Source organism: Aeromonas sp. HMWF015 (genome assembly GCF_963878965.1).
Lineage (GTDB): Bacteria > Pseudomonadota > Gammaproteobacteria > Enterobacterales > Aeromonadaceae > Aeromonas > Aeromonas veronii.
Map to the genome: position 1 here is coordinate 4,213 of NZ_CAWNZT010000073.1, position 21,512 is coordinate 25,724.

Here is a 21,512-nt window from a genome sequence, read left to right on the forward strand (position 1 = left end):
GAGCTCCCCACCTCAATTTGGAATCAGGCGTTAACCACCTGGGCAACCGCCTTCTCGAAGCGGGCCAACCCTTCCTTGATGTCCGCTTCCGGGATCACCAGTGAAGGGGCAAAACGAACCACGTTGGTACCAGCCACCAGTGCCATCAGCCCCTGATCGATGGAGGCCAGCAGGAAGTCACGGGAACGCCCCTTGTAGGCATCGCTCAGGGCGGCGCCCAGCAGCAGACCCTTGCCGCGGATCTCGCTAAAGCAGTGGTATTTGGCATTGATGGCTTCAAGGCCATCGCGGAACAGCTGTTCACGCTGTTTGATGCCTGCCAGCACCTCCGGAGTGTTGATCACATCGATCACCGCCTCGGCGACCGCACAGGCCAGCGGGTTGCCGCCGTAGGTAGAGCCGTGAGTGCCCACTTTCAGGTAAGAAGCAATCTCGTCGGTGGTCAGCATGGCGCCGATGGGGAAACCGCCCCCCAGCGCCTTGGCGCTGGTGAGGATGTCCGGCGTGACGCCCAGACCCATATAGGCATAGAGATCACCGGTCCGGCCGACGCCGGACTGCACTTCGTCATACACCAGCAGGGCATTGTGTTTGTCACACAGCTCGCGTACCCCTTTGGCAAACTCGTCGGTAGGACGAATGATGCCCCCCTCCCCTTGCAGCGGCTCCATCACCACGGCGCAGGTGTTGTCGGAGATCACCTCGGCCAGCGCCGCCAGATCGTTGTAGGGAACATGGGTAATGTCACCGGGCTTGGGACCGAAGCCATCGGAGTAGGCTGCCTGACCGCCGACGCTGACGGTAAAGAAGGTACGACCGTGGAAGCCCTGATTGAAGGCGATGATCTGGGTCTTCTGCTCGCCAAACTTCTCGATGGCATAGCGGCGAGCAAGCTTGAGGGCCGCTTCGTTCGCTTCGGCGCCGGAGTTGCAGAAGTAGACCTTGTCGGCGAAGGTGGCGGCGACCAGCTTCTTGGCCAGACGCAGGGCCGGCTCGTTGGTCATGACATTGGAGAGGTGCCACAGCTTCTCGCCCTGGGTTTTCAGGGCCTCGACCAGCTTGGGATGACAGTGACCCAAACCGTTGACGGCGATGCCACCGGCGAAGTCGACATACTCGCGCCCTTCCTGATCCCAGACACGTGACCCTTCACCACGCACCGGGATGATCTTGGCGGGCGCATAGTTGGGAACCATCACTTCATCAAACACTTCACGTGTCACTGCCAACAACTCTGACATATAGCTCTCCTTCGATTCGGCGACAGAATAATCCACCGCCCAAAAGTTAAATCCGTGTAAACGTGACGGGATTATCACAGAAATAAAGTAAAATGTCTGTAACAAGACGGCCTATAAGGAACAATGTTCGATTGCTCTTGAGATTTTAGGCAACCGCATTGCATAACGACTCAGGGGGGCTTGGCAAGAGATAATTTGGGCAGGAGAGGGGGTGAATAAAGTGTCAGGGAAATTTTTTTTGCCTTCTCTCGAACTTGAGAAGGCGATCACAACTTTTTATGAACGCGCCAGAAAGTTGGCCAGCAACTGATGGCCCTGCTCGCTCAAAATGCTCTCCGGATGGAACTGAACACCCTCGACAGGGAGCGTCTTGTGGCGCAGCCCCATGATCTCGTCAAACGAGCCATCGGCATGCTCGCTCCAGGCGGTGATCTCGAAGCAGTCGGGCAGCGTGTCGCGCTCCACCACCAGCGAGTGGTAACGGGTCACCCGCAGCGGGTTGTTGAGCCCCTTGAACACCCCCTCATTGCGATGGCGGATGAGCGAGGTTTTGCCGTGCATTACCTGCCGGGCACGCACTACGCGGGCGCCGAAGGCCTGCGCTAGCGACTGATGACCGAGACAGACGCCGAGAATGGGCAGCTTGCCAGCGAAGTAGCTGATGGCATCGAGAGAGATCCCTGCCTCATTGGGCGTACAGGGACCGGGAGAGATCACCAGAAAACGGGGGGAGAGCTGCGCTATGGCATCAAGCGTCAATTCATCATTGCGCTTGACCACAACCTCTTGTCCCAGGGCGCCGAAATATTGCACCAGGTTCCAGGTAAAAGAGTCGTAGTTATCGATCAACAACAACATGAGATAACCAACAGCGGAGAATTAACGATCGAGATAACGACCCTGTTCCATTTCCCGTTCACGCTGACACTCGGCCAGATAGATGGCGGCAGCAACGGCAGGGGTTTTATGGTGCTTGTCGATGGCATTGGAGACCATCAACTGCAGGGTATTGAGGTTTTTCGCCTTGCGAAATTTACGTAGCCAGTGACCTTTGTCACTCAGCTCTTCAGCAGAAATAGTTGGTTGAACAGGCATGCTTTCTCTTGGGGATATTACCCAGGTTGAAATAAAGAAATTAAACAAAATAGCCGGGCAGAAAATAAAGAAAGCCAGGCAAATACCCAGCTCTCTTCTACTACACCTTCCCAGTATGTCAGGCTCGAGGAACGAAGCCGACTACATCATATACGCTGGTCAGGGTTTTTTCAGCTCTTTCGCGCGCCTTTTGTGCCCCTTCTGCCAGAATCGCGATCAGATGGGCCTCATCCTGACGCAACTCATGGAAACGGGCCTGGATCGGTTCCAGCAACGCAACCACGGCTTCGGCGGTTTCGGTCTTGAGGTGACCGTACATCTTGCCTTCGAAGTGCTGCTCCAGCTCGGGGATGGAGCGGCCGGTCACGCCAGAAATCAGGGTCAGCAGGTTGGAGACACCCGGTTTGTTTTCCGGGTCGAAACGCACCACCGCCGGCTCGTCGGAGTCGGTCACCGCACGCTTGATCTTCTTGACGATCTGCTTGGGATCTTCCAGCAGGCCGATGAAGTTAGCCTCGTTGTCATCAGACTTGGACATCTTCTTGGTCGGATCCTGCAGGCTCATCACCCGTGCCCCTTCGGTCGGAATGAAGGGCTCCGGCATGGTGAACACCTCACCATAGAGGTTGTTGAAACGGGTGCAGATGTCGCGGGTCAGCTCCAGATGCTGCTTCTGGTCGTTGCCGACCGGTACCTGATTGGCCTGATAGAGCAGAATATCAGCGGCCATCAGCACCGGATAACCGAACAGGCCGACGTTGACGTTGTTCTCGAAACGGGCGGACTTGTCCTTGAACTGGGTCATGCGCGACAGCTCACCCATCTGGGTATAGCAGTTGAGGATCCAGCCCAGCTCAGCGTGCTGCGGCACGTGAGACTGGATGAAGACGGTGCTCTTCTTGGGATCGATACCGACCGCCAGATAGAGGGCGGCTGCGTCCAGACAAGCCTTGCGCAGGGCAGCCGGGTCCTGACGAGTGGTGATGGCGTGCAGGTCGACGATGCAGTAGAGGCAGTCGAACTCATCCTGCATGTTGACCCACTGACGCAGGGCCCCCATGTAGTTGCCGATGGTCAGTTGACCGGAGGGTTGCGCTCCGCTCAATACGATTGGTTTAGTCATGAGAGTGTTAATCCTTGTTATTCAGCCAGCCCAGCTGCGCTATTAGACCAAAAGTGCATCGAGCTGGGCAAACTGCTCGAATACCCAGTCTGGATGGGAGTCGGCGATGGGGCGGCCATAGTTGTAGCCGTATGTAAGACCCACCACCTTCATGCCAGCCGCCTTGGCCGCCAGCACGTCATTTTCTGAGTCGCCCACCATCAGGGTGCGAGCCGGGCTCACCCCCAACTCCTGGCAGGCGTGCAGCAAGGGCTCCGGGCTCGGCTTCTTGACCGGCACGCAGTTGCCACCAAGCCAGAGTTCGAAACAATCGCTGATGCCGAGGGCATCGAGGATAGGGGCCACGAAATCGCTCGGCTTGTTGGTGACGATCGCCTGCTTGTAGCCTAGGCTTTGCAGACGGCGCAGACTCTGTGCCACCCCGTCATACATAGCCAGCCCTTGCAGCAGGCATGCGTTGTAGTGCTGGAAAAAAATCGGTCTGGCCTTGGCAAACAGCTCGGGATCGGCCTCGCGATAGGCGAGCGCCCGCTGGATCAGCTTGTCGGCTCCGTTGCCGACCCAGGTACGGATCACCGCTTCATCGGCCTGCGCCAGACCGAGGTCTGCCAGAGTCAGATTGACCGCCAGCGCCAGTTGGGCGGCGCTGTCAATCAGGGTGCCGTCCAGATCGAACAGCACCAAATCAAATGCGCGCTCAGCGTGTGACATGAGCCAGCTCCGCACGCATCTTGTCGATCACCGCTTTATAGTCAGGCTGGCTGAAAATAGCAGAGCCGGCGACAAACATGTCGGCGCCGGCTTCGGCGATCTCGCGAATGTTATCGACCTTCACCCCGCCATCGATCTCGAGGCGGATATCGCGGCCGCTCTCGTCGATCAGACGACGCACCTGACGCAGCTTGTCAAGGGTGCCGGGGATAAAGCTCTGGCCACCGAAGCCCGGGTTGACCGACATCAGCAGGATCACGTCCAACTTGTCCATCACATACTCGAGGCAGGAGAGCGAGGTAGCAGGATTCAGCACCAGACCCGCCTGGCAGCCCATCTCCTTGATGAGGCCCAAAGAGCGATCAACGTGATCGGACGCTTCCGGATGGAAGGTGATGAGGGAAGCACCGGCCTTGGCAAAATCGGGAATGATGCGATCCACCGGCTTGACCATCAGGTGCACGTCGATGGGGGCCTCGATACCGTAGTCACGCAGCGCCTGACAGACCATGGGGCCAATGGTCAGGTTGGGGACATAGTGGTTGTCCATCACGTCGAAGTGAACCACGTCGGCACCGGCAGCCAGTACCTTGGCTACATCGTCACCCAGACGGGCAAAATCGGCAGAGAGGATCGAGGGGGCAATCAGAAAGTCTTTCATCAGCATCATCCATTGGCAGCCAGGGAGAAAAAGCGGCGCAATTTTAACGTAAAAGGCGGGCGAAAACGACTCGAATGCGGGGTAAATGGGGCAATCGCCTCCTCTCCCCCAGCCACCTAGGTTTTGGGGCATAGGTACAGGCGCGGACTCGCCCATAAAAAACGGCGCCCCTGGGCGCCGCATGGTCTGTTACGTCAGCGGCAGCAGTTCACTGTCGCTGGGATAGTAGCCCTGCTCCGGCTCGATACCGGGCGGATAGAGCGCCAACAACTCGGCCACCTTGTTGCGAGTGCCGCCGTTGCGGCTAATGGTGCGCTTGACCAGGATCTCGTCGAGGCGGGCACCGCGATAAAGCTCACGAGTCAGCTCGATATCGTGGTTGCTGATCAGCACCGGCACCCCTTTGTGAGCGGCTGTGTGGCGGGCCAGTCGCGCCAGGATCGCCTGATCATCCAGGGTAAAACCGCCGGAGGCATAGGTGGTAAAGCTGGCGGTAGTGGAGAGCGGCGCATAGGGTGGATCACAATAGATAACCCAATCCTCTTCGGCCCGCTTGATGGCGTCGGCGTAGCTCTCGCAGATAAAGGTCGCCTTCTGCGCCTTTTCGGCAAAGGCCCACAGCTCTTTTTCCGGGAAATAGGGTTTCTTGTAGGAACCGAACGGCACGTTGAAGCCGCCCTTCTTGTTGTAGCGGCACAGTCCGTTGAAACCGTGACGGTTGAGAAACAGGAACAAGAGTGCCCGCTCGAAGGTGGTCTCGGTCTGATTGAACTGGGTACGCAGCCGGTAATAGGCCGCCTTGTGGTTGTGCTCTGCCACAAACAGCTTGCGCGCCTCGGCAATGAAACTGTCCGGTGTCAGCTTGAGGTGGTTGTACAGGCAGATCAGATCCGGATTGATGTCGTTGAGCACATACGCGTCGTAGTCGGTGTTGAGAAACACAGACCCGGCCCCGACGAAGGGCTCCAGCAACACACGCCCGGCCGGCAGGCGCTCGGCAATCTCTTCAACCAGGGAGTATTTTCCCCCGGCCCATTTTAAAAAAGCGCGTGTTTTTTTCATGGAAATCCGGTGTGTAAGAAGGCAAGACCCAAAAAGGGGGACGATTCTACCCCCTTATCCGGTATCAAGGCTATTGCTTCAGCTCTTTTTGTACCTGTGCAAACGACTTGGGCCAGGGCTGGCCTTTCAGCAAGGCTGGCGGAAGCTTGCGAATGGCACTCTTGGCCTGGGTCAGACCGGCATAATCCCCTTGCAGCACCACATACCAGGGGCTGCCACGGAATTTGGTCTGATAGACCCAGACCTTGCCCGCCAGACCATGCTCGGCAACAAATTGATCCACCGCCTTGGTGTTGCTCGCCCCCATCAGCTGAACGCTGTAGTGGTTGCGCGGCTTCTTGTTCAAGGTGGCGACCGGTGTCAGGGCCACCTTGGGTGCTGGCGCGGCAACCGGCTCGTTGCTGGCGGTTTTGGTGGCAGCAGCAGGCGTTGCGGTTGTCACCGGGCCCTGTACCTTGCTGGTGCTGGCTGGCGCCGTGGTTGCGATGGCACCACTGGGGGCTGTGCCACTCGGGTTCTTGCCGGTCAGCTCGTCCACCACGTCAGTAGGCAGAGCGCCGCTCACCTTGGGTTCGGTCATCAGCTTTTGCACGACCTCGTCAGAGATCACCACCCGACGCCCTTCGTAATTGGTTGATTCGGTGGTCACGGTTTCGCTCTCCACCGATTTGGGCAGCACTTTCGCCTCCGGCAGCCAATCTTTCACAACCCCATTGGGATTGCTGGCTGCATCGCTGTTTTGCGCGCCTTGTGCAGCGGCATCGGTATTCGAACCGCCAGCGGTGAGGGGATCGCCTCCCGCTACCGGGATCGGCAATGCCGTGTTCTGTGCCGGATCCTGCAGTGCCGGTTTGCTTTCATTGTCAAACAGCGCAGGCAGCAGGTAGCTCAACGCCAGCAGGCCGCCAGCGACCAGCGCGATAGCTGTGGCAATCTTCTTGACAGGCAACTCCGCCTGACGCTTCTTGGGCCTTCTGTCGGTCATGATATCCTCCAGTAACTGCATGATGGTGGACGGATGTCCGTTCGCCGTTTTCAGGATCTCCTCCACTTGCGGCTTGGGCAAGAGGGTCGCCGGGATCTTGAGCTCTTTGGCTTTCTCATACAAGAAGATGCGCTGCTCGGGCGGGCTCAGTGGCGGCACTTCCAGCTCAAGGGCTGGCATGGCTCGCCCTTTGAGCTGCGACCGTTGGGTACGACACCAGACGTCACTGCCCGAGACGATAATGGCCAGCTGATGGGGCGCCGCCAGGGTATCGTTATGACGGATGATCGCCCACAACTCTCCCAGCAATTCGGCTGGCAACTGATCAGCCCGCTCTATCAGCAGCAGCAGGGTGGCAGGCTTGCTCCCCTCCAGCATGCGAAAGAAGCTCTCTGCCAGCGCATCCTGTGGATTGAACAGCGGGCGCGCCACCACCTGTGGCAGCAACAGCTGGCGTACATCCACCATCTTCATGGCAGGCGTACCAATCAGGCTTACCACCCGCACTTTTTCCGGCAACACGCCGAGCAGGGATTCGCACAGGGTACCGCGACCACAACCGGGTTTACCGGAGAGAAAAATGAAAGGGTGATTGAATTCAATCAGATGCAGCAGCCGGTCAACCAGCTGCCGCTGGGAAGGAAGTTTTAGCAGTTTATTCGTCACGACCAGACTCGATCACCGCCAGCAACTCGGCATCGGACACATCCCCCACCACCTGCGCATGGCCGATGCCAACCGGCAACACCAGACGCAACTTGCCTTCCAGCACCTTCTTGTCACGGCGCATATGGCGAATAAAGGCGGCGAAATCCATCTCGGCAGGCGCATGAATGGGCAAATTGGCGGCCAGCAGCAGAGCGCGCACTCGCGCAACGTCCGCTTCGCTCATATCGCCACGGGCCTGCGCAGTCCAGGCAGCCAGCATGGTGCCGGCGGACACTGCCTCACCATGCAGCCAGTTGCCATACCCCTGCTCGGCCTCGATGGCATGACCAAAGGTGTGACCCAGATTGAGCAGCGCACGGACGCCGTGCTCGGTCTCATCCTGACCGACCACATCGGCTTTGATCTCGCAGCAGCGTTTGATGGCGTAGGCCAGCGCGGCAGGTTCCAGCTGTTGCAGACGCACCATGTTCTGCTCCAGCCAGCTGAAGAAATCAGCATCCCAAATGATGCCGTACTTGATCACCTCGGCCATCCCTGCGGCAAATTCGCGGGCGGGCAAGGTACTCAGACATTCGGTATCGATAACAACTTGTTTGGGCTGATAAAAAGCCCCAATCATGTTCTTGCCGAGGGGGTGGTTGACAGCGGTTTTACCGCCGACAGAGGAGTCAACCTGGGAGAGCAGGGTGGTCGGGATCTGGATAAAAGGAATGCCACGTTGATAGCTTGCTGCCGCAAAGCCCACCACATCCCCGATCACGCCGCCCCCCAGAGCGATCAGTGTCGTATCACGCCCATGGTTGGTTTCAAGCAGAGCAGACATGATCTGCTCAAAGGTCGCCAGGCTCTTGTACGCCTCGCCGTCAGGCAGGATCAGGTGTTCAACCTGAAAACCCGACAACAGAGCGGTTACCTGTTCAAGATAAAGCGGAGCAACGACCGTGTTGGTCACTATCATCACCCGCTTGCCCTTGATGGTCGATACCAGCGCCTCGGGGCGCTGCAACAACCCTGCAGCTATCTCGATGGGATAGCTGCGTTCACCCAGTTCGACCTTCAACCGTTCCATGGACGTCCTCTAGATTACATACCGATCAGCTTTACAATTTGATTGGCAACGATTTTTGCGCTCTGGTCATCGGTGTGCACAACAAAGTCGGCAACCTCTTCATACAGGGCATTGCGCTCTTGTGCCAGACGTTCCAGCACTTCGCGTGCCGGTTCTTCGGTCTGTAGCAGAGGGCGGCGTTTGTCTCGCTGTGTGCGCGCCAGCTGCTTTTCGATAGTGGTTTCGAGGTAGACCACGATGCCACGAGCAGACAACTTGTTGCGGGTTTCGCGACTCTTGATGGCACCGCCACCCGTCGCCAGCACGATACCCTGCTGCTCTGACAATTCGCCGATCACCTTCTCTTCGCGAATCCGGAAACCTTCTTCGCCTTCAACATCGAACACCCAGCCGATATCGGCACCACTGCGGCGCTCAATCTCATGATCTGAGTCGAAAAACTCCATATGCAGTTGTTCTGCCAGATGTCTACCTATGGTGCTCTTGCCCGCACCCATGGGACCTATCAGGAAAATATTGCGTTTCTCAGCCATGTCTTTTCGTTAGTAATTACAAACTGTACGACCCCGATAAATACTGGATCGGGGTACCTATGAACCTTATCTTGCGATGGATCAGGAGGGGGATTATCTCAATAGATATCGGGACTGGCAACCGCAGCCCTTACGCCCCAGCCTCATTGGGGCGTAAGGTTATATGTGTTTTACCTTCACATGTAAAGCATTCAGAAGGCGTCGGTGACTATCTTGGGCGTCACGAAAATCAGCAACTCCCGCTTTTTGTTCTCGCTGGTGGTCTTGCGGAACAAAGCCCCCAATCCGGGAATGTCACCCAGCAGCGGCACCTTGGTCACATCGCTCTTGATGGTCTGCTGATAGATGCCGCCCAGTACCAGAGTCTCGCCATTGTTCACCAACACCTGAGTGGTGATGGACTGGGCGTTGATGGAAACCGCATCACCGGTACCGGTCGGTACCGTTTCACCCTTGGTATCCTGGGTCACGGTCAGGTCGAGAATCACCCGATTGTCAGGGGTGATCTGCGGGGTAACCTTCAGGCTCAATACCGCCTTCTTAAAGGTAACCGAGGTAGCGCCACTGGAAGAGGACTCCACATAGGGGATCTCGGTACCCTGCTCGATCAATGCCGGTTTCTGGTTCGCAGTGGTCACCCGCGGACTAGCGATAATCTCGGCCTTGCTCTCTTTTTCCAGCGCCGACAACTCGAGATCCAGCAAGGTGCCATCAGCCAAACGGGCAACCTGGAAGGCCAAAGTACCGGCCGCATTGGTCACCGGCAGATTGACGTTCAACCGATCGTCTGCTGTCGGTCTGGTAATTGTCGAGCCACCATTGTTGTTACCAGAGCCATCATTCCCCTCGATGGAGCCGGACGTACTGTTGCCATGACCATCGTTTTTGGTCACCCCCCAACGCACCCCGAGCGCTTCATCAAAGCCGTCATCAATGGTCACCATCCGCGCCTCGATAACCACCTGCTTGACCGGAATATCGAGAATATCGAGCATCCGTTTGATGCTGCTGATGACATCGGCGGTATCCTTGACCACCAGCACGTTGGTTCGCTCGTCCACGCTCACCGCACCACGGGGTGACAGCAACTTGGTACTTTCGGAAGAGAGCAGGGCAGCCACTTCCGAGGCCTTGGCATAGTTTATCTGCAGATACTCGGTATAGAGCGGAGCCAAATCGGCAACCTGATTTCGGCTCTCCAGCTGTTGCTTCTCGCGTGTTGCGATCTCTTCTGCAGGCGCTACCAGCAAGATGTTGTTATCCAGCCGCTTATCCAGACCCCGCACCTTCAAAATAATGTCGAGCGCCTGCTCCCACGGCACCCCATCCAGACGCAAGGTAATATTGCCTGCTACCGAATCTGTGGTTACCAGGTTGAGATTGTTGAAATCAGCGATCAGCTGCAGCACGGTACGGACCGGAATATCCTGGAAGTTCAATGAAATTGGCTTGCCCTGATACTGCTTGGATGCCGTGGCCGTCGTCCGCTTTTTCACCTCGATAATGAAGAGCTTGTCTGCCTGATCGTAACGGTAATCAAACTGACCATTGATCGACAGTTCAAACAGGGTATCGCTCCCCTGCCGGGAGACTTCAACCTGAGAGACCGGCGTTGCAAAATCCTGCACATTGATCAGATTAAGCAAACCATCCGGCACCCGAGTACCATGAAACTTGGCCAGTACGGTCTGGCCTCGGCTGCTCACATCGACGGCGGCCGAGCTGTTATCCAGCGTGACCAGAAACTCCCCCTGGCCATCCTTGCCACGACGAAAATCCACACCGGTAACCGAGTTGAAATAGGCGCCGCCCCCACTGCTTTGATAGTTGTTGAGCACCGGCTTGCTGGCAGGCTGTGTGGCTACCGGCGTTGTCACGGGCGCAACAGGCATAGACCGGGCAACGACCTGAGGATTGAGCAGCGCCGAAGGAGAGGGTGTGGCCACCATCGCAGAGGGCGCTGGCACAGGAGTAGCCGAGGTTGCCGGTGCAATCAGGGCTCTCTCACCATTGATGAGCCCAGAAGAAGCCCCCTCGCCCAATGACACCAGTAATTTGTTCCCCTGTTGCTGCACCTGATAGGGAGCAAGCTGATCGAGTGCGATCTTGATATCCAGACCTGCGCCCTTACCCTCAACCTTGATATTATCTACCCCCAGGCGCTGGATCGGCAGCGGGTTCACTTTCAGTGCCCCTACCGCACCGGGAACATGCAACAACAGCTGATTGGGTTGGTAAGAGAGACGATCGGTAAAGCCCGTGACCAGCTCACTGAAACTGAGCTCCACCAGCAATTGATCGGCAAGCAGCGGATTGACCTTGATCTCCTGCAGGGTTGCCACTGCCCACGCCTGACTGAGGGCGCTGGCGCAAAACAGCAAAGCCACTTTGGATACACTCTCTATTGTTGTTCTCATTGCTGTTCGTCCCTGATTATTGTTTTTCTTGCACATTGGCCATCGCCAACTGGGTTTCTCTTGTTACCCAGCACCCCTTCCCGTCCGGAATGGTTTCCAGCAAATCCACTGTAGTGTCTGTGATCTTGATGACCCGCCCCTGATCAAGCCCCATATACTGGTTGAGCCCGACCCGCATCGATTTGCCATCCGGGGTGCTGATCAAGGCCCACAACTGACCCGCCTTACCCAAAGAACCATGCATCGACAGACTGGCCAGCGAATAATTTTCCAGCACCTCTTTCTCACGAGCCATCAGGGTCTGAGCACAATCCGGCTGGGCCATGGCAGTGCTTGTACTTCCGACCGTCGCCTCAGGCTGGGGAACCATGAAGGGGCTGCGCAACTCGCGTTGCTGGTAGTGCATAGGGGCAAAAGGCTTCAGCTCGGGCAAGGGCTCGATAGGTATGGGTGGCCTTGCTTTGGTCTGGGCGACATAGCTATCCATGTCCTCCTGACCACCACACGCCGCCAGCAAGAGGGCAGGCAATAACCAGCAGATGCGTCTCATTGTTTCGGCTCCACTGTTTTACCGTTGTACTTGTAGGTCTTGGCCAGCATCGACATCGAAATCAACTCCCCTTCATCCTTGCCCTGACCCAGAGTGAAGGAGTCAAGGATGACGATACGGGGCAAAGCGGCCATGTCAGCGGTAAACTTGCCAATTTCATGGTAAGTGCCCACGACTTCGATACGCATTGGTAGCTCGGTTGAAAACTCGTGCTTTACCTCGGGTTCCCAGTTGATCCGGTTCAATTTCAAGCCGTTGTCGGTAGCAATAAAGCTGATATCGTCCAGCAGACCGGCGACCTCATGGGTATTGGGCAACTGCTTGAGCTGGGTATCAACCAGTTGCTCAAGCTGAACCATTTGCGCCTTGTATGCCCCCAGGTTGGCAGCCAGCATCGCCTTGCTTTCAAACTGGGCTTTCAGTTCGGTCTCTTTCCCCGCTTCCTGAGTCAAACTGGTCAGTGAGTTGGCAATCACGTAGTAGTAGATGGCGCCGCCGGTCAACACGCAGCAGAAAAAGATGAAGACCCCTTTTGCCCATTTTGGCCAGCTTGCTATGTCATTGATATCCAACTCATTGAGTTGCTGAAGGTTCATTGTTGCTCCTTGGCCACATTCCCTGCAGCCGCAGCATTGTTGGCGATCAGGAACATCATTGAAAACTGGCTCAATGACACTGGCGCAACATCAGCCGCAAAAATAGTGCTTATCTTTGCCTGACCCAACCAACCGGAACCATCAATCCGCCGCATCATGCTGGCCACCCGACCATAGGCTTCGGTCTTGCCATTTACATCAATAATATTGTTCTGCATCGAGAGGGTGTTCAGGTAAACCCCGTTGGGCACCAGTGATGGCAGCTGATTGAAGAGGCGGACGGGCACATTGCGGCGCATCTGCAACTGTTCGATGAGCTGCATCCGATCGATCAGTTCCTTGCGACGCTCTTTGAGCAGACGGATCTCCCCCAGCTGGGCATCGAGAATAGTCATCTCCTGAACCAGCCGCTGGTTGCGCTGCTGCTGGGCGACGATCTGGCGATCAACCAACCAGTTGGCAAAAAATCCCAGTGCGACCGTGGCCAGCACAAAAATCCCCAGCAAGGCCCCGAACTGTTTCTTTTGGCGCTGGGCCCGGGCTTCACGCCAGGGTAGAAGGTTTATATTTGACATGGTGTGAAACTCCTCAGAGCCAACCCGAATGCCGTCATATATTTAGCACCATGTACCAGCTCGGCCTCCCCTTTCGGTTTGCCAAACAGGGCGAACAGATCCGGGTGCAACACCTCGCAATTGACCTCTTCTTTTACCTGTACCAACAAACCGGGTAGCAGACTGCCTCCCCCCGTCAGCACCAGTTTTGCGATGTCGCGATAACCGGATGAACTGCAAAACAGCTGGATATTGCGCCGCACTTGCTGCAGCAGCGAGTTGATGTGGGGCATCAGCACATCCAGCTCATGGTCAACTGGCAAGGTACCTTTGGTTTTAGCCTGCTCTGCCTCATCGAGCGTCATGCCATAAAAGGAGGAGAGCGCCTGGCTGTATTGATCGCCGCCGAAGTTTTGCAAGCGGGAGTAGATCACCTCTCCCTTGACCAGCGCCGCAAAGGTCATGGCACTGGCACCGATGTCGATCACCCCGATCGGTCGCTCACTCTCCTGCAATTCGGGCAGACAGGCCACCACAGCACGGCCCAGCGCGTGGGCGCCCACATCCACCACCTTGACGGCAATACCGGCTTCGGCAAGGGCGCTGACCCGGCCGTTGACACTCTCGGTGCGGGCTGCACTCAGCAGCACATCCTGACGATCTTCACTGTTGTTAGTGCTCAGCACCTCAAAGTCGAGGCTCACTTCATCGAGGGGGAAGGGAATGATCTGCTCGGCCTCCAGCTGCACCTGACTCTCAAGCTCCTTGTCGCTGAGGCGGGCATCAATCTGGATCACCTTGGTTATCACGTTGGAGCCGGTCACCGCAGTGGCGGCATAGTCGCTGTGAGCTGGGATCAGGCGCTTGAGGGTCTTGAGAGATTGGCTGACGCGCTCGATATCCTGCAATTGATAGTCAACCAGCGTCCCTTTCGGGGTGGCAATATCGGCGACAGATTCGAGATGAAGCTTGCCGGGTCGGCCACTGAGGGTAACGGCCTTGATGGTCTGGCTGCCGAAATCAATGCCCACCAGAGGGAGGAGGGATCCCTTGTTAAAAAGCCCAAACATATACACATCCATGCGTTATTTGGTTTTATTCCTGAACAGAGTGTAGGACACCCGAATCAGAGGAGTGCTTTACTCATCCTAAATGCTCTAACTATCAATGTCATAAAGTTTATACCGAAAAGTGACCCATCTCGCTTTCTTCGTGGCAAGTGGCCCTCCTTGGTTATTGTTCCCCGTAGTGCTAACCTCTCGCATCCTTTGAGGTGGGTGGCTCGCCACAGGAAAACCTCGAATTCCCGATGGCAAAAGGGCTATACTCTGCGCCCGTTGGCTAATTTTAAGACGATTGGTAGTTCTTCCATGCTGAAATGGCTCGTTCGCCTGTTTATTGTCATGATGCTGGGTGCTGTGCTGGGTGTTGCCAGCCTCATCGGTATCTACTTCTATATCAAACCCCAACTGCCCGATGTCACCGCGCTGCGTGACGTCAAGCTGGCAACCCCGATGCGGGTTTACAGCCGGGATGGGGAGTTGATCGCCCAATATGGCGAAATTCGTCGCATTCCGTTGCGTCTGGACGAAATTCCGCAACCCATGATCGATGCCGTACTGGCGACCGAAGATGCACGTTTCTATGAGCATCCGGGCATTGACCCGATTGGCATCATTCGAGCCGCATCTGTATGGGCTGTCTCCGGTCATGCCCGTCAGGGGGCCAGTACCATCACCCAGCAGGTTGCCCGCAACTTCTTCCTGAGCAATGAGAAGACCATCATCCGCAAGATCAAGGAGGTCTTCCTGGCCTGGCGGATCGAGCAGAATCTCTCAAAAGACGAGATCCTCGAACTCTACCTCAACAAAATCCCCCTCGGTTATCGCTCCTTCGGGATCGGTGCTGCGGCACAGGTTTACTTTGGTAAAGAGGTCAAGGATCTGGGACTGGACGAGATCGCCATCATTGCCGGTCTGCCGAAAGCCCCCTCCATGCTCAACCCCATCCGCTCCCCCGAGCGCGCCTTTGCTCGCCGCAACGTGGTACTGGGCCGGATGCTGGAAACGGGCAAGATCACCCAGGCCCAGTTTGACGAAGCGTCCAAGATGCCGATCAAGGCCCGTTTTCACGGCGCCGAAGTGACCCTGCACGCCCCTTATCTCGGTGAAATGGTGCGCCAGAAGATGGTCGAGCAGTTCGGTGAAGATACTTACACCATGGGCCTGCACGTCTACACGACCGTCTCTGCCGAACGTCAACGGGCAGCCAGACAGGCGCTGCTGGATGGCGTTTTTGCCTATGATATGCGCCACGGCTATCGCGGCCCGACAGCTCTGTTGTGGAAAGCTGGCGAGACAGCCTGGGATTACGAGCAGATCGTCGCTCACCTTGGCAAGCAGCCCACTTATGATCCGCTGATGGCGGCAGTCGTGACCAAGCTCGGTGATCGCAGCGCCACGCTGGTACTGAAAAATGGCAAGGAAGCAGAGCTCGGCTGGAATGGCATCAAATGGGCTCGATCCTTTATTACCGACGACCGTCAGAGCTATGCCCCGAAATCGGCGCGCGATGTGCTGAAAGTCGGCGCCCAGATCTGGGTGCGGGAAGAAGGCGAAGAGTTGCTGCTGGCCCAAATCCCGGACGTCAACGCCGCGCTGGTTGCCATGAACCCGAAAAATGGCGCGCTGGAAGCACTGGTTGGCGGCTTCAGCTTCGAACTCTCCAAATTCAACCGGGTCGATCAGGCTCGTCGTCAGATCGGCTCCAATATCAAGCCTTTCCTCTATGCGACCGCGCTGGAGCACGGCTATACCCTGGCATCGCTCATCAACGATGCGCCGATCAACCAGTGGGATCCGTCAAAAGGGCCCATGTGGCAGCCCAAGAACTCCCCGGCCGTTTATGATGGCCCCACCCCGCTGCGTCTGGGACTGGCCAAGTCCAAGAACGTGATGTCGGTTCGACTGATGCGCGCCATCGGTCTGGATACCTATATCGACGGTCTGACCCGCTTTGGCTTCCCCCGTGACTTCATTTCTCCCCATGAGTCGCTGGCGCTGGGCGCTGCCGAATTCACCCCCCTCGAGGTAGTGCGTGGTTACTCGGTTCTGGCCAACGGTGGCTTCCTGGTAACCCCATACTTCATTGACAAAGTGACCGACAGTCTGGAGAACACCCTCTATCAGGCCAATCCTGCTATTGCGTGCACCACCTGCGAACAGCAGGCCGCGCCCGAGCAGAGCACACTGCCGGAGCCAATTGTTGATGGAGCCGCACAAGATGGCACGCAGACCCCTCTCGCGCCAATCATCGCCCCGCATACCATCAGTGCCCAGAGTGCGTTCCTGATCACCGACACCCTGAGCACAGCCATCTGGGGTGGCAACGGCTGGCGTGGTACAGGCTGGCGTGCAGCCCGCGACCTGAAACGTCACGACATCTCCGGTAAAACCGGTACCACCAACGAATCGCGGGATGCCTGGTTCTCCGGCTACACCCCGGACATCGTTGCTACCTCATGGATCGGTTTTGACAACCACCAGCGTGGCCTTGGCCGTGCCGAATTTGGCGGTGGCGCCGCGCAGCCTATCTGGATCGACTTCATGAAAGTCGCCCTCAAAAAGCTGCCGGAGCACAAGATGCCGGTTCCCGAGGGGATCATGACGGTGAAGATTGATAGCGAAACCGGCCTGCTGGCAACCAGTGGCGGAACCGACGAATACTTCAAGGAAGGGACCGAGCCGACCCGCTACGCAGCACCGAGCTCGGATGGCAATCAGGTCTACGGCGGTGACAACCCCGATGTAGAAGGGCCTGTCTCAACCGACGATATCTTCTAAGCTGCTCTCGCGGCAGAAGCAAAACCGGCAGCCTTAGCTGCCGGTTTTTTTATTGGGCCAACAGCTTGCTCATCAGCGTGGCAATCGAGGCGGCCAGCTCATTGAAACAGGGGCGACGCACCGAGTAGTGGCGATATAGCAGCGAGATGGTACGCCCCGGCACAGGGTCAACCACAGGTCGATAGCTCACCCCTCCCTCATCATGATCGGCAGGTACGGCCAACTTTGGCACCAGGGTCATGCCGCTACCGGCGGCCACCATGTTGCGCAGCGTCTCGAGACTGGTCCCCTTGAAGCGTTGATCCTCACCTATCCCGCCAGCGAAACAGAAGCCCATCGCCTGATCCCGCAAACAGTGGCCATCGGCCAGCATCAGCAATTTCTTGCCCTTGAGATTACCGAGTGGCACCTGTCTGGCCTGTGCTTCGGGGTGATGGCAAGGCACCGCCAGCCACATCGGCTCGTGGTAGAGCTGGATTGAACCAAACCCCTCCATCCCCGGCATCTCGGCCAGAATGACGCAATCCAGCTCCCCCTCTTCCAGCCGTTTGAGCAGGGTTTGGGTCTGCTCCTCATAGAGGTAAAACTCCAGCTGGGGAAAACGCTCACGCAGGGTCTGGATAATGCGGGGCAACAGGTAGGGGCCCACGGTCGGAATAAAACCGATATGGATCTCCCCGGACATCGGCTCGGAAAAGTGCTGGCCGATGCTCTTGAGCTCACGCACCTCCTTGAGCACCCGACGCGCCTGATGGGCCATGGCATCGCCAGCCGGAGTAAACAGCACCTTGCGCGAGGTACGTTCGATCAGAATGACCCCGAGTTCATCCTCCAGCTTGCGCAGCTGGCCGCTCAGGGTGGGTTGACTGACAAAGCAGCGTTCAGCGGCTTTGCGAAAATGTTTTTCCTCATCCAGCGCCACCAGATATTCGAGATCGCGAAGATTCATACAGCAAGAGTCCTGCCTGGAAAATGGGCCATCAGCATGCACAATATCGTCCGGCGGGACAAGTCATCCACTCGCAGTGATCCTCTCTGGCTTCCCCTTCAAAACAGAAAAGCCCGATCACCTTGCGGTAATCGGGCTGTTTGACTCGCCGATGGATTACACCCTGAAACGGCGCACCATATCCTGCAGTTGGGTAGCCAGGTGGTTCAACTCGTTGCACGCCTGAGCCATCTGGGTGGCACCAGAAGCGACCTCTTCGGAAGCATGGCTGATATTGACCACGTTACGGTTGAGCTCCTCGCTCACCGCCCCCTGCTCTTCGGTGGCGGTCGCAATCTGAATGTTCATGTGGGAGATGCTGCTGACCGAGCCACTGATCTGGGAGATAGACTCGCCTGCTTCCCGCGCGGTAGCAACCGTGGTATTCATCAGCTCCTGACTCTGTTGCATGGTACTGCCCGCCTGTTCGGCACGCTGCTGCAACTCGGCAATGATGGTATTGATCTGGGAAGTGGAGTCCTGGGTGCGCTTGGCCAGAGTGCGCACCTCATCGGCCACCACCGCAAACCCCCGCCCCTGCTCACCGGCACGGGCCGCTTCAATCGCCGCGTTCAATGCCAGCAGGTTGGTCTGTTCGGCAATGCCGCGGATCACTTCCAGCACCATGCCGATATTGCGGCTGTCATCGCCCAGTTGGCGGATCACCTCGGCGGTGCTCTCGATAGCACCGGCAACCCGCTCGATACGCTGGATGGAATCGTTTACTGTCTTGGCCCCAATTTCTGCCGTTTCACTGGCCGAGGTAGCGGCACTGGCCGCATCGCTGGTATTGCGCGAGACCTCCTGCACCGTAGCCTGCATCTCGTTCATCGCCGTTGCCAGCTGGTTCAGCTCATGTTGCTGAGCATTCATATTGTTGGCTGACTGGCGAGCCACCGAGCTTATCTCCTCTGCGGCGGAACTCAGTTGCACCACTGAGCCCGACACTTCACTCACCAGTGTGCGCAGATTGGTCTGCATTTCACCAAACCCTTTGGCAAGGGTTCCTAGTTCATCGTTGTTGAACTGCTGCATATCGATACGGGAGGTGAGATCACCGGAGGAGACCCGACGGGTCTGTTCCAGCAACGCCATCACCGGATTGCGGATCTGACCAGTCAGCAGCCAGGCAATGGCCACCACAAAACCCAGCGTCACCAGACTGACGATGATGCTCATGGTTCTGGCGTTGTTATAAAGAGCCTCGACATCCTTGGTCATCTGGGCCGCAACCTCGTTATTGATTTCCCGCAAGCGGTAGGATTTTGCTCCCACCTCCTCCAGTGCAGCCCTAGTTTCGTTTTTGCGCAGACTTTTGACACGTTCCAGATCGCCAGCAGCCAAGGCGCTCAGCAGCTCTTCATGTACCGCAAAATACTTGGCCCCCGCCGCAACTACCTGCTCATAAACCTGCTTGTCCTCGGCAGTACTAAATTCCAATGCACCATATTTCTGTGCAGCTTGCTCGAATTCCTGCTTGGCCTTGTTAAAAGTCTGCGTACGCTCGCTTACTTCTTGGGCATCTTTGTTCAGGCCTCCAATGACCTGGGCCAACTCTGAGCGCCGCGCATCCAGAATGGCGACATGCATCTGGCTGGCATAGCGGGTTGACGGCAGCAGGTTGTCGGTAATGGTCTCTGAATCATGGAAAAGGCGTGCCAGCTGGCTACTTGAAAACCAGGCCAAGCCCAGCACCAGCAGCGCCAGGATGGCGAATCCGGCACTCAGTTTCTGGCCGATAGACATGTTTTTGAACATATGGGGGCTTCCTTTAAATGGGTCTGCACTCCCGCCACATCCGCCGGGAATGGTCACATAGAGCATAGTCTGCAAGCAGAAAGTCGAAGGCTTTCATATCGCTTCTGCATACAGGAATATCGGCCCGTTCACTCCACTTCTAAAGAGACCTTATCCGTTCACATTCTAATAACTATTCCATCAACTCAAGAAGATGTTGACGCAACCCGGCAGGATCGCCCAAAAAGTCAGCCACTCGCACAGCACTCACCTTACCGTTGTGCATCAACCCAAGGGTGGGATAACCCTGACCGCCCAGCCGTTTCATCCAGCCCTGGCTATCTGCCAGATGTTGCAGCAAGGGGGCCTGCAGATAAGCTTGCTGGAATGCCTCGGCTGCAATCCCCTGCTCTGCCGCCAGCGTGGCAAGAAACGCAGGCTCACCAATCCAGATCCCGTCCCGATAGTGGGATTGCTGGATCCGGTGCAACATGACCAGCCCATCGCCCCCCAAGGCCGTGACGGCCAAAACCGCACGGATCGGCGGCTCGGAGTCCAGCAGACACCCTTCGCGCAGCAGCAGTTCGTTAAAGTAGCGTTCGCCAAAATGCTGGCCGGTCAGCGCCTCGATCCGCTGATCATGGGGGCGCACATAATCACGCAATGCCTCGCCCATTGGCTGACGGCGGCTACCCAGCCAGAGACCGCCCGCATGCAGCTCGATCTTGAGTCCGTCAATGGTGGCTGCCGCCTGCAACAGGGGGGCGGCACCATAGCACCAGCCACAGAGCGGGTCATAGACATAATGGAGGGTGGTTTGTTGTTCGCTCATCTTCATTCTCGCTTCAATCTCGGATAAAAAACCGGGCCCTTAGGCCCGGTAAAAAACACAGGGAGAGCAGGCTCAGTGGCTTACCACTTCATCTCGCCGGTATTGACCTTGGCACCGATGGCCAGACCATCGTCAACCGGCAGTGCCGGGTAGGCCTTCTTCAGAGCCTCAATCAGCTCACCGGAGTTTTTCGCCTTGGCCAGCTCCTGTTCGAAACGCTCTACATAGTCACGGGTAAAGGTCACAGCAGCAGTGCCTTTGGGAGCAGTGCCCAGGAAGTGGCCCGGTACCACACGCTCGGGTTTCAGGGCCAGCAGGTTATCCAGCGCCTTGACCCAGTTACTGCGGGCCGCCTTGGTCTGGCTATCCGCCATCCAGACATGCACCCCGTGGTAGACCGGCACACCACCAAAAGCAGTCTTGATGGAAGGGGCCCAGAGGTAGGCATTAGGGGTATTCATCTCTTTGATTTCAATCTTCTCGCCATCCAGCGTCAGGTGGCTGGCGGTCATCACTTGCGGCACGGTCAGGCTCTTCGGTGCCCCCTTGCCGAGGATCGGGCTCCAGTAGCTCAGCTTGGCATCCTTGGTCTGGTTGATATGGTCAACCACGTGCTGATCGGCCAGCACTTTGACATCCGGGAACGCCGCCATGACAGGCTCCAGACCGAAGTAGAAGTCGGGGTCACCGGCACTGATATAGACAGTGGTCAGCTTCTTGCCGCTCTTCTTGATCATGTCGACCAGTGCCTGACCATTTTGCACATCGAATTGGGCATCGATCAGGATGGCCTCTTTGTCACCGGTCACCAGTGAGGAGGAGACCGGGAAGATCGCCTTCTCGCCAG

General features: G+C 57.1%; 20 protein-coding genes. 1 reads left to right on the forward strand and 19 read right to left on the reverse strand.

Annotation, left to right across the window (positions count from 1 at the left end; all coding sequences use genetic code 11):
• Positions 1-23: 23 nt before the first annotated feature.
• The 15 genes from AACS18_RS03100 to tapM form a co-directional block, all read right to left on the reverse strand.
• Positions 24-1,241: an aspartate aminotransferase family protein gene (locus AACS18_RS03100; protein WP_040066904.1), complete on the reverse strand. Its 1,218-nt coding sequence runs from the start codon at positions 1,239-1,241 to the stop codon at positions 24-26.
• A 276-nt stretch (positions 1,242-1,517) separates the two neighbouring features.
• Positions 1,518-2,099, reverse strand: coding sequence for an aminodeoxychorismate synthase component II (locus AACS18_RS03105; protein ID WP_108613667.1), 582 nt, complete (start codon positions 2,097-2,099; stop codon positions 1,518-1,520).
• Positions 2,100-2,120: 21 nt separating this feature from the next.
• The gene (locus AACS18_RS03110) at positions 2,121-2,336 is read right to left on the reverse strand and encodes a hypothetical protein (protein ID WP_005334997.1); all 216 of its coding nucleotides are present in this window, start codon (positions 2,334-2,336) and stop codon (positions 2,121-2,123) included.
• A gap of 118 nt (positions 2,337-2,454) precedes the next feature.
• Positions 2,455-3,459 (reverse strand): tryptophan--tRNA ligase, encoded by a 1,005-nt coding sequence (gene trpS / locus AACS18_RS03115; RefSeq protein WP_108613668.1) that lies wholly within the window; start codon positions 3,457-3,459, stop codon positions 2,455-2,457.
• 42 nt (positions 3,460-3,501) lie between these two features.
• Positions 3,502-4,170, reverse strand: a complete 669-nt coding sequence (locus tag AACS18_RS03120) for a phosphoglycolate phosphatase (protein ID WP_042082626.1) — start codon at positions 4,168-4,170, stop codon at positions 3,502-3,504.
• Entirely contained in the window at positions 4,157-4,831 is a 675-nt protein-coding gene (gene rpe / locus AACS18_RS03125; RefSeq protein WP_005335006.1) for a ribulose-phosphate 3-epimerase, read from the reverse strand. The genes AACS18_RS03120 and rpe overlap by 14 nt, the downstream gene beginning before the upstream one ends.
• 189 nt (positions 4,832-5,020) lie before the next feature.
• Positions 5,021-5,893 (reverse strand): Dam family site-specific DNA-(adenine-N6)-methyltransferase, encoded by an 873-nt coding sequence (locus AACS18_RS03130; RefSeq protein WP_005335008.1) that lies wholly within the window; start codon positions 5,891-5,893, stop codon positions 5,021-5,023.
• Positions 5,894-5,963: 70 nt separating this feature from the next.
• Complete coding sequence (locus tag AACS18_RS03135; protein ID WP_108613669.1) at positions 5,964-7,544, reverse strand: SPOR domain-containing protein; 1,581 nt, start codon at positions 7,542-7,544, stop codon at positions 5,964-5,966.
• Positions 7,534-8,616, reverse strand: a complete 1,083-nt coding sequence (aroB, locus tag AACS18_RS03140) for a 3-dehydroquinate synthase (protein ID WP_005335012.1) — start codon at positions 8,614-8,616, stop codon at positions 7,534-7,536. The genes AACS18_RS03135 and aroB overlap by 11 nt, the downstream gene beginning before the upstream one ends.
• Before the next feature lie 14 nt (positions 8,617-8,630).
• On the reverse strand, positions 8,631-9,149 hold the full coding sequence (gene aroK, locus AACS18_RS03145; RefSeq protein WP_005335014.1) for a shikimate kinase AroK: 519 nt from the start codon (positions 9,147-9,149) through the stop codon (positions 8,631-8,633).
• A 191-nt stretch (positions 9,150-9,340) separates the two neighbouring features.
• A complete protein-coding gene (pilQ, locus tag AACS18_RS03150; protein WP_108613670.1) occupies positions 9,341-11,566 on the reverse strand; it encodes a type IV pilus secretin PilQ family protein in 2,226 nt (741 codons plus the stop codon).
• A gap of 16 nt (positions 11,567-11,582) precedes the next feature.
• Complete coding sequence (locus AACS18_RS03155; protein ID WP_108613671.1) at positions 11,583-12,116, reverse strand: pilus assembly protein PilP; 534 nt, start codon at positions 12,114-12,116, stop codon at positions 11,583-11,585.
• The gene (gene tapO, locus AACS18_RS03160) at positions 12,113-12,712 is read right to left on the reverse strand and encodes a PilO family type IV pilus biogenesis protein TapO (RefSeq protein ID WP_076491265.1); all 600 of its coding nucleotides are present in this window, start codon (positions 12,710-12,712) and stop codon (positions 12,113-12,115) included. Before tapO ends, AACS18_RS03155 begins: the two co-directional genes overlap by 4 nt.
• On the reverse strand, positions 12,709-13,287 hold the full coding sequence (tapN, locus tag AACS18_RS03165; RefSeq protein ID WP_005353997.1) for a PilN family type IV pilus biogenesis protein TapN: 579 nt from the start codon (positions 13,285-13,287) through the stop codon (positions 12,709-12,711). Before tapN ends, tapO begins: the two co-directional genes overlap by 4 nt.
• The gene (gene tapM, locus AACS18_RS03170) at positions 13,275-14,336 is read right to left on the reverse strand and encodes a PilM family type IVa pilus assembly protein TapM (protein ID WP_042082638.1); all 1,062 of its coding nucleotides are present in this window, start codon (positions 14,334-14,336) and stop codon (positions 13,275-13,277) included. The genes tapN and tapM overlap by 13 nt, the downstream gene beginning before the upstream one ends.
• A gap of 300 nt (positions 14,337-14,636) precedes the next feature.
• On the opposite strand from tapM, the gene AACS18_RS03175 reads away from it, so the two are divergent.
• Positions 14,637-17,108: a penicillin-binding protein 1A gene (locus tag AACS18_RS03175; RefSeq protein WP_108613672.1), complete on the forward strand. Its 2,472-nt coding sequence runs from the start codon at positions 14,637-14,639 to the stop codon at positions 17,106-17,108.
• 49 nt (positions 17,109-17,157) lie between these two features.
• Here the strand turns inward: AACS18_RS03175 and oxyR are convergent, their stop codons facing one another.
• The 4 genes from oxyR to AACS18_RS03195 form a co-directional block, all read right to left on the reverse strand.
• Complete coding sequence (gene oxyR / locus AACS18_RS03180) at positions 17,158-18,057, reverse strand: DNA-binding transcriptional regulator OxyR (RefSeq protein WP_108613673.1); 900 nt, start codon at positions 18,055-18,057, stop codon at positions 17,158-17,160.
• Between the two features lie 156 nt (positions 18,058-18,213).
• Complete coding sequence (locus AACS18_RS03185) at positions 18,214-19,854, reverse strand: methyl-accepting chemotaxis protein (RefSeq protein WP_108613674.1); 1,641 nt, start codon at positions 19,852-19,854, stop codon at positions 18,214-18,216.
• A gap of 172 nt (positions 19,855-20,026) precedes the next feature.
• On the reverse strand, positions 20,027-20,671 hold the full coding sequence (locus AACS18_RS03190) for a DsbA family protein (RefSeq protein ID WP_108613675.1): 645 nt from the start codon (positions 20,669-20,671) through the stop codon (positions 20,027-20,029).
• 74 nt (positions 20,672-20,745) lie between these two features.
• Positions 20,746-21,512: MBL fold metallo-hydrolase (locus AACS18_RS03195; protein WP_108613676.1), on the reverse strand; the 767-nt coding region annotated here is incomplete at its 5' end.